This window comes from Hylemonella gracilis (assembly GCF_004328645.1).
GTDB classification, from domain to species: domain Bacteria; phylum Pseudomonadota; class Gammaproteobacteria; order Burkholderiales; family Burkholderiaceae_C; genus Hylemonella; species Hylemonella gracilis_B.
Genome location: NZ_CP031395.1, coordinates 347,386 through 362,497 on the forward strand (window position 1 = coordinate 347,386; position 15,112 = coordinate 362,497).

At 64.1% G+C, this 15,112-nt stretch carries 11 protein-coding genes and 2 pseudogenes; 7 read left to right on the top strand and 6 right to left on the bottom strand.

Annotated elements, in window-relative coordinates:
* Window positions 1-123: 123 nt before the first annotated feature.
* The 7 genes and pseudogenes from DW355_RS18320 to DW355_RS01720 all read left to right on the top strand — a co-directional run bounded on the left by DW355_RS18320 (window position 124) and on the right by DW355_RS01720 (window position 9,451).
* Complete coding sequence (locus tag DW355_RS18320; RefSeq protein ID WP_131277499.1) at window positions 124-1,689, top strand: methyl-accepting chemotaxis protein; 1,566 nt, start codon at window positions 124-126, stop codon at window positions 1,687-1,689.
* 303 nt (window positions 1,690-1,992) lie between these two features.
* The gene (locus tag DW355_RS01690; RefSeq protein ID WP_242671270.1) at window positions 1,993-2,391 is read left to right on the top strand and encodes a response regulator; all 399 of its coding nucleotides are present in this window, start codon (window positions 1,993-1,995) and stop codon (window positions 2,389-2,391) included.
* Entirely contained in the window at window positions 2,388-2,891 is a 504-nt protein-coding gene (locus DW355_RS01695) for a chemotaxis protein CheW (protein WP_131277501.1), read from the top strand. The genes DW355_RS01690 and DW355_RS01695 overlap by 4 nt, the downstream gene beginning before the upstream one ends.
* A 30-nt stretch (window positions 2,892-2,921) precedes the next feature.
* Window positions 2,922-4,678 (top strand): annotated as a pseudogene (locus tag DW355_RS18325) (methyl-accepting chemotaxis protein).
* A 402-nt stretch (window positions 4,679-5,080) separates the two neighbouring features.
* Window positions 5,081-5,560: a chemotaxis protein CheW gene (locus DW355_RS01710; protein ID WP_131277507.1), complete on the top strand. Its 480-nt coding sequence runs from the start codon at window positions 5,081-5,083 to the stop codon at window positions 5,558-5,560.
* Between the two features lie 37 nt (window positions 5,561-5,597).
* On the top strand, window positions 5,598-7,205 hold the full coding sequence (locus DW355_RS01715; RefSeq protein WP_131277509.1) for a methyl-accepting chemotaxis protein: 1,608 nt from the start codon (window positions 5,598-5,600) through the stop codon (window positions 7,203-7,205).
* 491 nt (window positions 7,206-7,696) lie between these two features.
* Window positions 7,697-9,451 (top strand): methyl-accepting chemotaxis protein, encoded by a 1,755-nt coding sequence (locus DW355_RS01720; RefSeq protein ID WP_131277511.1) that lies wholly within the window; start codon window positions 7,697-7,699, stop codon window positions 9,449-9,451.
* A 55-nt stretch (window positions 9,452-9,506) separates the two neighbouring features.
* On the opposite strand, the pseudogene DW355_RS01725 reads toward DW355_RS01720, so the two are convergent.
* The 6 genes and pseudogenes from DW355_RS01725 to DW355_RS01750 all read right to left on the bottom strand — a co-directional run.
* A pseudogene (locus DW355_RS01725) lies at window positions 9,507-10,853 on the bottom strand (MFS transporter); the annotation flags it as partial.
* Entirely contained in the window at window positions 10,850-12,253 is a 1,404-nt protein-coding gene (locus tag DW355_RS01730; protein WP_131277516.1) for an FIST signal transduction protein, read from the bottom strand. The gene DW355_RS01730 and the pseudogene DW355_RS01725, both read right to left, overlap by 4 nt.
* A 7-nt stretch (window positions 12,254-12,260) precedes the next feature.
* A complete protein-coding gene (locus DW355_RS01735; protein ID WP_131277518.1) occupies window positions 12,261-12,917 on the bottom strand; it encodes a PhaM family polyhydroxyalkanoate granule multifunctional regulatory protein in 657 nt (218 codons plus the stop codon).
* Window positions 12,918-13,031: 114 nt separating this feature from the next.
* On the bottom strand, window positions 13,032-13,499 hold the full coding sequence (locus DW355_RS01740) for a copper chaperone PCu(A)C (RefSeq protein ID WP_131277520.1): 468 nt from the start codon (window positions 13,497-13,499) through the stop codon (window positions 13,032-13,034).
* A 166-nt stretch (window positions 13,500-13,665) separates the two neighbouring features.
* Window positions 13,666-14,025 carry a DUF2946 family protein gene (locus DW355_RS01745; RefSeq protein ID WP_131277522.1) on the bottom strand — a complete coding sequence of 120 codons (360 nt, stop codon included), beginning with the start codon at window positions 14,023-14,025 and terminating at the stop codon, window positions 13,666-13,668.
* Between the two features lie 23 nt (window positions 14,026-14,048).
* Window positions 14,049-15,050 (bottom strand): fumarylacetoacetate hydrolase family protein, encoded by a 1,002-nt coding sequence (locus DW355_RS01750; protein ID WP_131277524.1) that lies wholly within the window; start codon window positions 15,048-15,050, stop codon window positions 14,049-14,051.
* Window positions 15,051-15,112: the final 62 nt, after the last annotated feature.

Below are 15,112 nucleotides of genomic sequence, written 5' to 3' on the forward strand. Positions count from 1 at the left end.
TGGTCGTCACCGATTCCGAACGCCAGCGCTTGCACCCGTGCGAGCAGCTTGGGGCGGGCGACTGAAGGCGGACGACCTCCCGGGCGACCCCATGAGTTCTTCCCATTGTGTACAGGAATAGTCATGAGCAATATGAAGGTATCCACGCGCTTGTCCCTGCTGATCGGTTTTCAGGCCATGCTGCTTGTCGTGATCGGCGGCCTGGGTCTGTTCGGCATTGATTCAAGCAATGTGGCCTTGAAGTCGGTCTACGAAGATCGAACCGTTCCGGCGGGTCAATTGGGAGACATAGGGGCCAGAGTGATTGCCAATCAGTTGCTCATTTCCGAAACGCTGCGCACGCCAACTCACGATGTCATTGCCAACAACACGGCGTCGGTCGAATCAAATATGGCGACGATCACCAAGACCTGGGACGCCTACATGTTGACGTACCTGACAGCAGAGGAAGAAGTACTGGCGAAGACCTTCGCCGAAGATCGCCAGAAGTTTGTTCAGGAAGCCCTCAATCCTGCGTTGGCGGCCCTGCGCGGCAACGACATGGCGGCGGCACAGCGCCTCATGGAACAGAAAGTTCGCCCGCTGTACATCGTGGTCAAGAAAGGCATTGATGCCTTGGTGCAATTGCAGATGGACGAAGCGAAAAGGGAATACAACGTCGCGGAACAACGCCGTACACGCATCGTCGCTGCGTCCGTGACGGCCATCGTGGGCGGCATTTTCCTGGCCACCTTGCTGGGCTGGTTGATGACACGCTCCATCAGCCGCCAGCTCGGCGCCGAACCGGGCGAGGCCGCACTGGTGGCCCTTCGCGTGGGCGCGGGCAATCTGGGCACGCCGATTGAGCTGCGTCCTGGCGACACCAGCAGCCTGATGGCGCAACTCAAACTGATGCAGGGCAATCTGGCCAAGGTGGTTTCCACCGTTCGCCTGGGCAGCGTATCAGTCTCCAGCGCCAGCGCCGAAATCGCTCAGGGCAACCAAGATCTATCCGCACGCACCGAGAGCCAGGCCAGCGCGCTGGAAGAGACAGCCGCTTCGATGGAAGAACTGTCGTCGACCGTCAAGCAGAACGCTGACAACGCCCGCCAGGCCAACCAACTGGCCCAGAGCGCCAGCGCCGTGGCCGTGCAGGGTGGTGAGGTGGTCGCTCAAGTGGTCGACACCATGAAGGGCATCAGCGACTCCAGCAAGAAGATCGCCGACATCATCAACGTGATCGATGGCATCGCCTTCCAGACCAACATCCTGGCACTCAATGCCGCCGTCGAAGCGGCGCGTGCGGGTGAACAGGGCCGCGGCTTTGCCGTGGTCGCCAGCGAGGTGCGCAATCTTGCAGGCCGCAGCGCGGACGCGGCCAAGGAGATCAAAACCTTGATCACCGACAGTGTGATCCAGGTGGCGCAAGGCAACGCTTTGGTTGACCAGGCCGGCAATACCATGAACGAAGTGGTCAGCAGCATCCGTCGGGTGACGGACATCATGGGTGAGATCAGCTCGGCCAGCGTCGAGCAGAGCGCTGGCGTGTCCCAGGTGGGCGAGGCCGTGACGCAGATGGACCAGGCCACGCAGCAGAACGCGGCCTTGGTCGAGGAAATGGCCGCGGCTGCCAGCAGCCTGAAGAATCAGGCACAGGAACTGGTGCAGGCCGTGGCCGTCTTCCAACTGGACGCCACGAACGAAAACTAGGCCACAGTGCCAGCGCCGGGACTCGCCACCCAGGCGCAAACCAGCTTTGCATTTCATTCGGGCGTTGAGCCGCAGCTCGCTCCCTCGATCCGCCGAACCAGACCCACCCTGACCGCGCAAGCGGACCGGGGTTTCACGCATTTCAAGCGACGGGGCCCATGGCGCATGGCCTACTGAACTGAGCTGAACCTGCCCAAATCGGGCCAGGCAGGCCTCGGGGTAGGAGTCGTCCTACCCCAGCCAGCCGATTCCCACACCCGAACCGGCCGCGTCCGATGGTGCGCGATGCCTCCCGCCGGCACCATGACGGTCATGAAAATTCTGGTCGTCGACGATTCCGAACTGATCCGCTTCCGCCTGGTTCGCCAGATCGAGGCCATCCCCGGTGTCGACCGGGTGCTGACGGCTTCCGGCTGCATGGTGGCGCAGCATTTGGTGGCCAGCATGCAGGCCACGCTGGCGTTGGTGGTGCTGGACCTGCACCTGCCCGACGGCGATCCCGTGCGCCTGATTCCGCAGTTCAAGCGCGAGCACCAGGACCTGAAGGTGATCGTGCTGACCAACGATGCGACGGACTACAACCGCCAGCGCTGCCTACAGGCGGGCGCCGACGGATTCTTCGACAAATCCACCGAGTTCGAGCAGTTGCTGACGCAACTGCGCCAATTGTCTGACCCTGCCTTTCCCCGGAGAAGCTCATGAGCACCGTATTGAATCACGCACCACAAGCCGCGCGCACCGACGCACCGACACCCATCCGCGAGTTCCTGGCCTTCAAGCTGGGCAACGAGGAGTACGGCGTGGACATCCTGCGCGTACAGGAAATCCGCTCCTACGAACAACCTACCCACATGGTCAACGCGCCGGATCACGTTCTGGGTGTGGTGAACCTGCGCGGCGTGATCGTCCCCATCATCGACATGCGCATCCAATTCGGACTGCCAGAAGTCAGGTACGACAACTTCACCGTCGTCATCGTGCTCAACATCGGCAACAAAGTGGTCGGCATGGTGGTGGACGCCGTCTCCGACGTCATCACGTTGACACCCGAACAACTGCGCCCCGCACCCGAGATTTCTGGCGCCATCGATTCAAGCGCCGTGCTCGCCCTGGGCACGGTCAACGACCGCATGCTGATCCTGCTCGACATCGAGAAGGTCATGGGTACAAGCAACACCGAGTCGATCGCCCAGGCCGTCTGACACCTCATCTCTGCATTTCTGGAGCCTCTCATGAACACCATCACCGTCGCACGCCGACTCGCGACCGCCTTCGGAGCGGTCATCCTCGTTTTCCTACTGGTTGGCGGCGTAGCACTGTACAGCTCGGCCAAGCTGGCCGAGGCCAACAAGTGGAACACCCACACCTACAAAGTCCTGACCCTGGGCGACGAAATGCTGGAAAGCATGATCAACATGGAAACCGGCGCCCGCGGTTTCCTACTCGGGGGGAGGACCGTTTCCTCGACCCCTGGAACAAGGGCATCCAGGTTTTCGACAAGTCCTGGAACGAAGTCAAGGCGCTGACGTCCGACAACCCGGAACAGCAAAAGCGCCTGGATGAAATGCGCAAGCGGAACAACGAGTTCATGGCGGTCGGCAAGGAAATGATCCAGTTTCGTCGCGAGGTGAGCGAGGGCAAGCGGACCATGGGCGACTTCGTGACAGAGTTCAAGCTGGGCAGGGACAAAGCCGCCATGGACGGTTTTCGCAAACTGCACGACGAATTCGACACGGCAGAACGTGATTTGCTGGTCGTACGTGACGCGGCAGCCGAGCGCTTTCAGTCTCTCAACCGCAACGTGGTGATCTTTGGTTCCCTGGTCGCGGTGCTGATCGCGGCGGGCCTCGGATTCTGGGTCACGCGCGCCATCACGGGGCAGTTGGGCGGCGAACCGGACTACGCCGCCAACGTGGCCAGGGAAATCGCCGCTGGCAATCTGCTGGTCGATGTGCAAACCAAAGCCGGCGACAGAGCCAGCCTGCTGGCGGTCATGAAGGAAATGCGTGACAGTCTGGCGCAGGTCGTCTCACGCGTACGACAGGGCGCCGAGGCCGTTTCCACCGCCAGCGCCGAAATCGCCCAAGGCAACTCCGACCTGTCCAGCCGCACCGAAAGTCAGGCCAGCTCGCTGGAGGAAACCGCCGCGTCGATGGAGGAACTCGGCTCCACCGTGAAGCAGAACGCCGATAACTCCCGCCAGGCCAATCAACTTGCGCAAGGCGCCAGCACGGTGGCCATCAAGGGCGGGGAGGTCGTGGCCCAGGTGGTCAGCACCATGCAAGACATCAACGACTCGAGTCGTCGCATCGCCGACATCATCAACGTGATCGACGGCATCGCCTTCCAAACCAACATCCTGGCCTTGAACGCCGCCGTGGAAGCGGCCCGTGCTGGCGAGCAGGGTCGTGGCTTCGCCGTCGTGGCGGGTGAGGTGCGCAACTTGGCAGGCCGCAGCGCGGATGCGGCCAAGGAAATCAAGCAACTGATCAACGAAAGCGTCGGCCGCGTCGAGCAGGGGACGACCCTGGTGGACCAGGCAGGTCGGACCATGGACGAAGTGGTGGCCAGCATCAAGCGCGTGACCGACATCATGGGCGAGATCAGCGCGGCCAGCATCGAGCAAAGCGCCGGCGTTGGACAGGTGGGTGAAGCCGTGACCAATATGGACCAGGTCACGCAACAGAACGCCGCACTGGTGGAAGAGATGTCCGCCGCCGCGTCCAGCTTGAACACGCAAGCGCAGGATCTGGTGCAGGTCGTCTCGGTCTTCAAACTGAGCGCCACCCAGGGGCAGGCAACTCAGAGTGTGTCCTCCGTGAAAGCGCCCAGCCCGAAACACCTGACAGCAGCCAGAGTGGCGCGACCCAAGGCACTCAAGCCCGCTGGCACCACCACGCTGACGGCGCTGGCTGCCCCAAACGCCAAGGCCAGCGAACCCCGTGCTGAGAAATCCGGCCCGGCGGGCGACAACTGGGAAAGCTTCTGAACTTGCTTGGCAACACAGCGTCAGCCTCCGAGGGGCTGCGGCTGATGCCAGGCCGGTGCAAAGCGATCTGAGCCAAGACCATGGTCGTGACATCAATTCAGATTGCATAGACCGGTACCGACGGTTCAGGCAGTGTCTGATTCGTCTGGATCACTCGCTACAAACAAGGCCATGAGACCAACCCCGGCCGCGCAAGCGGACCGGGGTTTGCGCGCAGCTTTGGGGCGGCGCCTCACTGTGGGTCGCGGATAGGAATCGCCCTACCCACACCAGCCAATTCCGATACCCGAACAGGCCCAGTCCGATAGCGCGCGGCACCTTGCGCCGGCACCATGACGGTCATGAAAAGTGGCTGACGCAACGGCGTCAACTGTCCGATTCAACCCGTCCCCGGAGCCCCTCATGAGCACTGTCCTGCGTCCCGCGCCACAAGGCGCCAACGCCCCCACCAACATCCGCGAGTTCCTGGCCTTCAAGCTGGGCGACGAAGAGTACGGCGTGGACATCCTGCGCGTGCAGGAAATCCGCTCCTACGAGCACCCCACCCGCATGGTCAACGCGCCAGGCCACGTCCTGGGCGTGGTGAACCTGCGCGGCGTGATCGTCCCGATCATCGACATGCGCATTCAGTTTGGCCTGCATGACGTCAAGTACGACGGCTTCACCGTGGTCATTGTGCTGAACATCGGCAGCAAAGTGGTGGGCATGGTGGTGGATGCCGTCTCCGACGTCATCACCCTGGCGCCCGAGCAGTTGCGCCCGGCGCCGGAGATCTCCGGCGCCATCGATTCGAGCGCCGTGCTCGCCTTGGGAACGGTCAATGACCGGATGCTGATTCTGCTGGACATCGAAAAAGTCCTGGTCGATTCCTCCGTGCAATGAAGTCGCGCCACGTCCCGCAAAACACTGGAGAAACACCATGAAATTCTTGAACAATTACCCCATCGGAAAACGCCTGGGTGCTGCGTTCGGCCTGGTCCTGTTGCTGCTCGCCACTTGCGCTTCGATCGGCGTATGGCGCCTGCAGGAGCTGGCGCAAACCGCCCGTGTGATGGGCACGACGGACAACGAGCGCCTGCGCCAGGTCGCCGCCTGGCGCGGTGCCATCGAACTGAACTGGACACGCACCCGTGCCGCCCTGAACGAGACCGACCCGAGCCGCATCAAGGCCTGGCAGGCGGAGATGGACCAGACCTCGGCGATGGTGACGGAGATCAGCCAGAAGGCCGTAGCGATGATCACGTCCGAGGAAGGCAAGGCCCTGGTGGCGGTCGTGGCCAAGGGCCGGGAAAACTACCGCAGCCCACGTTCCGAGGCCCTGAAACGCAGGCTCGCCGGCGAGGACGTCTCGGCTTTCGTGGAACAGCAGTTGAGACCTCTGTCGGAAACCTATATCGCCGCGCTGCAACGACTTGAACAGCACCAGCGGGCATTGTTTGATGAGGAATTGGAGAAGGCCGAAGAGGCCGCCGCCCAGGGACGCTGGATCATCATTGGATCAGCCCTGGTCGCCCTGGGTCTGGGCATCGGCGCCATCCTGTTGCTGACTCGCTCCATCGTGCCTCCGCTGCGTCAAGCCGTGAAAAGCGCCGAGGCCATTGCCCAGGGCAAGCTGAACCACCCCATCGCGGTTGAGGGGCGTGACGAACTGGCGCAGATGCTCGGCGCCCTGGTGCAGATGAAGACCAGCCTGTCGGACATCGTGGGACGCGTGCGCCAAGGCAGTGAGTCAGTCTCCACGGCGAGTGCCGAGATCGCCCAAGGCAACCACGATCTCTCGGCACGCACCGAGAGCCAGGCCAGCGCGTTGGAAGAGACGGCCGCTTCGATGGAAGAACTGTCGTCGACCGTCAAGCAAAACGCCGACAACGCCCGCCAGGCCAACCAACTGGCCCAGAGCGCCAGCGCCGTGGCAATCAATGGTGGCGAGGTAGTGAATCAAGTTGTGGGCACCATGAAGGACATCAGCGACTCCAGCAAGAAAATCGCCGACATCATCGGCGTGATCGACGGCATCGCCTTCCAGACCAACATCCTGGCCCTCAATGCGGCCGTGGAAGCCGCCCGGGCTGGCGAACAAGGTCGCGGTTTCGCGGTGGTGGCTAGCGAGGTGCGCAACCTGGCTGGACGCAGCGCGGACGCCGCCAAGGAGATCAAGATGCTGATCACCGCCAGCGTGGCCCGGGTAGCGCAAGGCAATGCACTGGCCGACCAGGCGGGCAACACCATGACCGAGGTAGTCAGCAGCATCCGCCGGGTGACCGACATCATGGGCGAGATCAGCGCCGCCAGTCTTGAGCAGAGCTCTGGCGTGTCCCAGGTGGGCGAGGCCGTGACGCAGATGGATCAGGCCACGCAACAGAATGCGGCCTTGGTCGAGGAAATGGCCGCAGCGGCCAGCAGCCTCCAGAGCCAGGCCGGCGAACTGGTGGAGTCCGTGGCGATCTTCAAGCTGGACAGCAACCACAAGAACGCCGCGGTGGTGGTGCCCACCCCTTCCGCCACTCGTGTATTGACCGCGTCTTGACCCTCTCCCGGCGCCGGGCGCGCGCCTCTGCACAAGATTAACAAGGTCGCGCGTCTGCAATCTCTGATCCCAGCCAAAGCTGGCGGAATCGCTCCCCCTGTCCAAGATCGGCAGGGACGATTGGAGCAGTTTTTTATTCATCCGGAGCGCCGGCCGCGAATCGAGCGATGAGACAGATTCCGACCGCGCGAGCGGCGCAGGGTCCGCGCTGAACGCACCGAAAGCGGATCTCGGTTAGGAACCGTCCTACCCCGCGCCATCCGATTCCGACGGTCAAACCGGCCGTGTCTGATGGCGAGACATGGCTTGCATCAGCACCATGAGGGTCATGAACAGCGTTGCTGATCCCGCTCGACATCGAAAGACTCATGAGTCACCTCGATCCGGGACTGGCTTCTTCTCAATGCAATGGCAACAGCCAGCGATGACAGGACATTTTTCTGAAGAGGCGCCGCGACCACAAAGGCGCCGCAACTCTATGAGGTAACACCATGTTCAATTTGAATTCCATGAGCATTTCCAAACGCCTGGGTGCGCTTATCGCAAGCGCCCTGCTGGGCATCTGCGCGATGGCCATCGTCTTTCTGATCTCGGAAAAAAAACTGGTAATGGAGGAGCGCCAGGCCGGCGTGCGCCAGACCGTCGAAGTCTCCTATGACCTGATCGTGCACTTTCATGACCTGGTCAGCAAGGGAAAATTGAGCGAGGACGAAGGCAAACAGCGCGCCTTGGAAGCCATCAAGGCATTGCGTTACAGCGGCGCCGAGTATTTTTGGATCAACGACATGCATCCGACGATGGTCATGCACCCGATCCGTCCGGAACTCGATGGCAAGGATCTGACCGAGAACAGGGACCCGACGGGAAAACAGCTGTTCGTGGAGTTTGTCCAAATCGTCAAGGCCCATGGATCAGGTTTTGTCTTTTACATGTGGCCGAAGCCCGGCAGCGACAAACCGGCACAGAAGGTCTCCTACGTCAAAGGTTTCGCTCCATGGGGTTGGGTTGTCGGCTCGGGTGTTTATGTTGACAACGTGGACGCGGTGGTCATGAATCGCGCGATCAGCATGGGCATCGGCACCCTGCTGCTGGGTGCGGCCTTGCTGGGAAGCGGCTTGCTGATTGCGCGCAGTCTGCTGCGCCAACTCGGTGGAGAGCCAGCCTACGCAGCTGCGGTGATGCAAGGCATTTCCGCTGGCGATCTCAGCATCGACATCAAACTCAAGAAAAACGATCAATCCAGCCTGCTGTATGCCCTCAAAGCCATGCGTGACAGCATGGCCGGCATCGTCGGGCGCGTGCGCCAGAGCAGCGAGTCGGTCTCTTCGGCCAGCGCCGAAATTGCCCAAGGCAATCAGGACCTTTCCGCCCGCACGGAGAATCAGGCCAGCGCACTGGAAGAAACCGCTGCCAGCATGGAAGAGTTGTCTTCCACCGTCAAACAGAACGCCGACAATGCCCGTCAAGCCAACCAGCTCGCCCAGAGCGCGAGCACCGTGGCCGTGCAAGGGGGTGAAGTGGTGACCCAGGTTGTGAGCACCATGAAGGGCATCAGCGACAGCTCGAGGAAGATCGCCGACATCATCGGCGTGATCGACGGCATCGCCTTCCAGACCAACATCCTGGCACTGAACGCGGCGGTGGAGGCCGCACGTGCAGGTGAACAGGGCCGAGGCTTCGCCGTGGTAGCCGGCGAGGTGCGCAACCTGGCCAGTCGCAGCGCGGAAGCAGCCAAGGAGATCAAGACTTTGATCACCGACAGTGTCAACCGGGTGGAGCAGGGCAGCGCACTGGCCGATCAGGCCGGTAGCACCATGCACAACGTTGTCAGCAGCATCCGCCGGGTGACCGACATCATGGGAGAGATCAGCGCGGCCAGCGTCGAACAAAGCACGGGTGTGTCTCAAGTGGGCGAAGCCGTGACGCAGATGGACCAAGCCACGCAGCAGAACGCGGCACTGGTGGAAGAGATGGCCGCGGCGGCCAGCAGCCTCAAGAGCCAGGCCCAGGAACTGGTACAGGCCGTGGCCGTGTTCAAGCTCAACAACAAAAACAGCAATGCCGTGGCGCTCGCCCCGATGGCCATGCGTGCAAACGCTGCCGCCCTACCTCATCAGAATGCGGTACGTCACTCGCCTGAACACGCAAACAATATGGCGCACCGATCGCCCCAGACGGCCTCTTCGCACTCGAAGCCCGCCCGATTTGCAAAGATGGGCGCTGACGACGATTGGGGCGTGTTCTGAAACCTGCAGCCCTGTCGCAGGAGCGGGCCCCGCCGGGGACTCAGGTCTCGCGCCAATAGTCCGGCACGAACAAGAACACGCAGCAAGCGACCACGGCGTTGGCCAAGCCGATGCAGAGGAACACTTCCGGAATCGTCGCTCCCGCGTCCAGCAAGGCCCCGGCCAACAGGGCGCTGACGACCATGTAGAGCGCATTCAGAATGTTGTTGGCCGCGATCACGCGCGCACGGTGCGTGGGCGGGCTGCGGCGCTGGATCAGCACGTACATGGGCACGCTGTAGAGCCCGACGAAGAGACTGAGCAACAGCAGGTCGGCCATCACGCGCCAGTGCGGTGGCCGGGCCGCGAAGGTGGCCAGGTTCATCAGATCCACCGGCGGCAGGCCACGCGAGGCGAAGTACAGATCGACCGCGAACACGCTCATGCCCACGGCGCCCAGCGGCGCCAGGAAGCGGCGGACCACGCCGGCGCGCTGTTCCAACACTTCGCACAACAGGGCTCCTACGCCGATGCCGATCGAGAACAGCACCAGCAGAAGGGAAGCCACCTGCTCGTCGCCGCGCAGCACTTCCTTGGCATAGGCGGGAAATAGCGACAGAAAGACTGCGCCGAAGAACCACATCCAGCTGATGCCCAGCAGGGAATGGAAGACCTTGGCGTCGCGCCGCGCCAGTTGGAGGTTGCGCCAGGTTTCGCTGAAGGGATTCCAGTTGATGCGCAAGCCCGGGTCAGTGGCCGGCAGCAGAGGCACGCGTGCCGCGGCCAGCCGGCCCAGCACGGCCACCGCCAGACAGGCCAGCGCCGCGGCCTGCGCGCCCGTCACCGGGCTGGAAGTGGGCAGTGACATCAGCAGGCCACCCGCCATATTGCCCAGCAGGATGGCGACGAAGGTGCCCATCTGCACCATGCCGTTGCCGCCCGTGAGTTCACGCGGCTGCAGCGCGGCGGGCAGGTAGGCGTGCTTGACCGGACCGAAGAGCGTGGAATGCACCCCCATCAGGAAGATGCACAGCAGCAGGACGGGCACGTTGGGCGCCAGCAAGCCCCAGGCCGCCGCCAGCATGATGAGCACCTCCAGATTCTTGACGAAACGGATCATGGCGCTCTTCTCATGCTTGTCGCAGAGCTGGCCGCTGGTGGCGGAAAACAGCAGGAACGGCAGGATGAAAAGCGCGCCGATGACCAGCCCCGCCTGCACCGGTGGCAGCCAGCTCACCTGGAGTTGGTAGGTCACCAGGACCGTGAAGGCGAACTTGAACAGGTTGTCGTTGGCGGCGCCAGCGAACTGGGTCCAGAAGAAAGGCGCGTAACGGCGCTGGCGCAGGAGAGAGAACTGGCCGCTCGCGGGACCTTCCGCTGGCGTCCCGTGCGCACGCTGATCGGCTTGCGCGGGCATGCTCATGCGGCGGCCCCCTCGGGCGCGAGGAAGACTGTGAGAACGCCGGTGTAACCATGCAATTGCCGGTGCGCGATCTCGCCCCCGGCAAAGAAGCCAATCAGCGGCACGTCGCCCAGGGCATGGCGCACCAACTGCAGTTCCGCGCTGGGCGCGCCGAAATGCGGGCCGCCACGACCTGAACAACTGACATAGATGGCGCCAGCAATTTCACGCGAGGGCACGGCAGGGTGCGCCGCCAGAGTCGGCGCGCCCTGCTCGGACGCGACATCGGACGCAGCGCCAGGCGTGGACACTGCCGCGCTATACAGCGGTAGTTCGTCTGGCTCCAGCTCGGCACGGATTTCGGTGCAGATGCGAATCAGGTCGGCGCGCGCGGCCTGAACATTGCGTTGGCAGAAGGCAAGCTGCATGCCTTCGGTCACGCGCTCGGCCAGGGCCACGCCGCCCCGCTGCGGGTCCAGCCCCACGATGTGGCGCACGCGCACGTCCGGGCCGAACAAGCCACCCCGTCCGATCACGCGGCCCGACGGGCTGGCACCTGCGTGCGCGTGATCTCCCGCACGCGAGTTTGCGGCGGCATCCGATTGCTGCCCATGGGCAGGCGGGGGCGCCACCAGCCCCGCGAGCGTGGCACGCACCGCCTCCAGGGCCTGCTGCGGTTGGTCGAGCGAGACGCCCAGTTCACGCAGCAGCACGTCGAGCGCGGGCTCGCCGTCGAGCTGGTAGACCACGTGGCGCTCGGCCTCGGTGACCACGTGGTCACCGCCAACCGGCGTGAGTGGCGCGCAGCCCTGCGTGACACGCGACACCAAGGCGACCTCCGGACCAAAAGCCACGCCGGACAGACCGCCATGGAACACACCGCTGCTGCGGCCCTGCCCGCGCAGATAGCCGTCACCGCCTTGCGCGAACTGCACGCTCTGCTGGCGGCTGGCGGCCAGGCCGCCGAAGAGATACCCCGAACTGGTGCGCGCCGCCATCTCCTCGATCAGCTCGCCCAGCTCGGGCGCATGGCCATCGGCATGGATCAGGGCCGTGTGCGCGGCGAAGCTCTGCGCCAAGGGCGCCACGCCGGAGAACACGCGGTACTGGTCGGCCGGGATGTCGCACAGCATCACCGCCAGCGCGGGTTCGTCGAAGTACTCGACACCCGTGGCCGCGATGCCCACGCCCACCGTGCCGGACCAGTCCGTCACCTCGGGCAGTTCGGCGCTCAGGTGCGCGAGGATGGCTTGCGCCTCGTTCGCGTAGTGGTCGGTGATGTAAAGGAGGGCCAGGCTGGGGGCCAGCCCCGCGCCCTTGGACGCGCGACTGGCGATCTGGGCTCGCAGTTGCGCCAGCACCAGGGTGGCCGCCATGCGCCATTGCGGATGGGTGGCGTGAGCAAGAAGGTACGGGTTCATGGAACGATCAGGCATTCGGGCCATCGCGCGGGCCGGAGTTCGGCTTCGGGTCATCGGCCCCTGGACGCGTCGCCTTGCGCGGCGTGGCGCGCCGGGGCGCTGGGGCGGCATCGGCCGAGGCCGCCGCGGACGACTGTGGCCCCGGGGCCGCGGCTGCGGCTGAAGCCGCGGCGCCACGCGCCGCCACGTCCTGCAGGGCCTGATTGGCAATGGTCTGGAACTGTTGCGTCAGGGCACCCCAGTACTGCATGGCATCGGCCATGAAGGGCGGCGCGGCGGGGTCCGCGCCGGCAGCCGACGCTGCCGATGCACTGGACGCCGCGGCACGGTCTTCGGAACTGGTTTGAGCCCCGGGCATCGAACCGGCCATGCCACTCATGCTGCCCATGCTGCCCATGCTGCGCAATGCAGCCAGGGTCATCTTCTGAACTTCCAGGGCTTGCAAGGTGGCCTTCAGGGCGGCCGTGTTCTGATCCAGCCAGAACAGCACGGCCTTGAGCTCGCCAATGCGCTGGTCCAGCACCTTCGGGTCCAGCGTGGGCGCGATCCAACTGGCGTACAAGGCCTGCGGATCGCCTTGTGCCAGTTTCTGCAGAAAGTCAAAGCCTGGCACATAGGCGCCGAAATCAGCGCCCAAGCCCTGGGGATGTGCTTTCTGGTTCATGGTTGCGCGGGTCCGGTCGGTGCGCGCAGCTTAACGCGAACCGGCGGCGCACGACTCCGACACCCGCAAAGAAACCCCAAATCCGCGACGCCTGTCGCGGGTCGGTCACAAGGCTCAGTGCTTGGCGCCGTGGCCCGATGGGCTCGCACCCATGGTCATGGCGCGCACGGGAATCTGCAGTTCCTGGCGGCTCTCCTTGCCCTGCGCATTCTTGAACAACAGGGTCACCGGAATGTTTTGGTCTGCACGCAGGGCTCCCTTCAGGTCCATCAGCATGACGTGGTAACCACCCGGCTTGAGCTCCACGGTCTGCCCGGCGGGCAGATCCAGGCCGGCGATGGCGCGCATCTTCATGACGTCGCCTTCCATCTTCATCTCATGCACCTCGGCAACGCCCGCGACGGGCGTGGTCACGCCCACGAGGCGCATGCCTTCCTTGGCGGTGAGCTTCATGAAAGCGCCGCTGGACTTCTGGCCCTGCACCGTGGCACGTGCCCAGGCTTCCTGCACGTCGACGGTCTGGGCCTGTACGGCGCCCGCGGCAGCCAAGGCGACAAAGGCGATCAGGTGTTTGATGTTCATGGTGAAACTCCTCTGGGGGTGGATGCCGGTCGCCCGGCGGACAAATTGATTTCTTCTGCCCAACGACCGGCACGATGGCGCGTTCATTCGCGACCAGGCATACGACGCAGGCAAGGCAGCGAACGGCCGACCCATCCAGGGCGGTCGCGCACTGCGCAGGCAAGGATCAGGAAGAAGCAGGCGGGCCGCGAGGCGGCAGGGGCGCGGCCGTGCGGCCGGCGATGTGCGCCGTCATCCACGGGCGCGGTGCGTAAGACGGCGGTGCGTCGTGTGCGGCGACGGGCAGGGACAGGCTCGGCGGTGTCAGCACCTGCACGCACAAGGGACAGTCCAGGGTATGGGCATGGTTGGCGATGGCGCCATCGTCACCGCCCCGGGCTATCAGCTTCACGACGCCATCGGCGGCGCAGACCAACTCCATCGCCTTGGGCTGCACGATGGGCGAGGCAATGGCCACGCCCAGCGCGAGCGCGAACCCGGCCAGCACGAGGCGGGCGAGGAAACGGGCGCGGCGCAGGGTCTGCATGGGGCGCGATTATGCCGCGCTGGTCATGCGGACCTGGACGCGATCTGCTGCTCGATGGCGCCGAAGACGGACTGGCCGTCGCGGCCTTTCATCTCGATGCGCAGGCTGTCGCCAAACTTCATGTAGGCCGTGGTGGGCTGGCCGTCCAGGCGGCTTTCCATGGCACGTTTCTCGGCGATGCAGCCGTAGCCCTTGGGCCAGTCCAGACGCCCTTCGGCATCGACCGCCCGATTGCTGAGCGCACCGCCCCCGACGATGCTGCCCACGCGCACGCGCCGGGTTGCCCCCAGCGCCGCGACGAGTTGACCGAAAGAAACCTCCATGGCCTCGCCCGCCTCGCACAGGCCCACGGTGCGGCCATTCCAGGTGGTCTGCAAGCTCAGATGGACACGTCCATCCACCCAGGACTCGCCGAGTTCATCGGGCGTGACGGCCACGGGGCTGAAGGCCACGGCGGGTTTGCTCTGCACAAAACCAAACCCGCGCGCGCGTTCCTCGGCCAGGCGCTGGCGCAGCGTCCAGCCATTGGCCAGCATGAGCAGGCGCACGCCGTCCAGCGCCTGCTCGGGCGGCGCGCCCGCGGGCACGTCACCCGTGATGACGGCCAGCCCCGCCTCGAAATCGATGCCGGGGTCCAGGTCAGACGACGCATCGCTGGCGAACAGCGCCTTGTCACAAGCGCCTTGCAGATGTCCGTAGCCCTGATACAGGGGCAGGGCCGCACCGGTCAGCTCCGGGTACAACAAGTCGACATGGTTCGGACAGCTCAGGCCACCCGCAAACTGGAAGGCCCGCGGCAGTGGCGCCATGCACTGCGTCGCATCGAAGGGGAAAGCATGCCTCGCCTTGCCCTGGTTCAGCGTGGTGTACAGATCCTCCAGCTGGGGGGCGAGAAAGTTCCAGTCGTCCAACACCTGCTGCAGGCGCTGCGCGATGCCGGTCGCATAATGGGCTTGACTGAGGTCACGCGAGACGACGATCAACTGACCATCGCGCGAGCCGTCTTTGTAAGTGGCGAGTTTCATCGGGATGCAATCATTTCCATCGGCGTCTGTGGTGCCGTCCATAGTGCCCAGACGCAAGCTGT

Bases quoted from the DNA above. Each gene is read 5' to 3' on its own strand.
- DW355_RS18320 (WP_131277499.1), top strand. From the start codon at position 124: ATGAGCAATATGAAGGTATCCACGCGCTTGTCCCTGCTGATCGGTTTT.
- DW355_RS01690 (WP_242671270.1), top strand. From the start codon at position 1,993: ATGACGGTCATGAAAATTCTGGTCGTCGACGATTCCGAACTGATCCGC.
- DW355_RS01695 (WP_131277501.1), top strand. From the start codon at position 2,388: ATGAGCACCGTATTGAATCACGCACCACAAGCCGCGCGCACCGACGCA.
- DW355_RS01710 (WP_131277507.1), top strand. From the start codon at position 5,081: ATGAGCACTGTCCTGCGTCCCGCGCCACAAGGCGCCAACGCCCCCACC.
- DW355_RS01715 (WP_131277509.1), top strand. From the start codon at position 5,598: ATGAAATTCTTGAACAATTACCCCATCGGAAAACGCCTGGGTGCTGCG.
- DW355_RS01720 (WP_131277511.1), top strand. From the start codon at position 7,697: ATGTTCAATTTGAATTCCATGAGCATTTCCAAACGCCTGGGTGCGCTT.
- DW355_RS01730 (WP_131277516.1), bottom strand. From the start codon at position 12,253: ATGAACCCGTACCTTCTTGCTCACGCCACCCATCCGCAATGGCGCATG.
- DW355_RS01735 (WP_131277518.1), bottom strand. From the start codon at position 12,917: ATGAACCAGAAAGCACATCCCCAGGGCTTGGGCGCTGATTTCGGCGCC.
- DW355_RS01740 (WP_131277520.1), bottom strand. From the start codon at position 13,499: ATGAACATCAAACACCTGATCGCCTTTGTCGCCTTGGCTGCCGCGGGC.
- DW355_RS01745 (WP_131277522.1), bottom strand. From the start codon at position 14,025: ATGCAGACCCTGCGCCGCGCCCGTTTCCTCGCCCGCCTCGTGCTGGCC.
- DW355_RS01750 (WP_131277524.1), bottom strand. From the start codon at position 15,050: ATGAAACTCGCCACTTACAAAGACGGCTCGCGCGATGGTCAGTTGATC.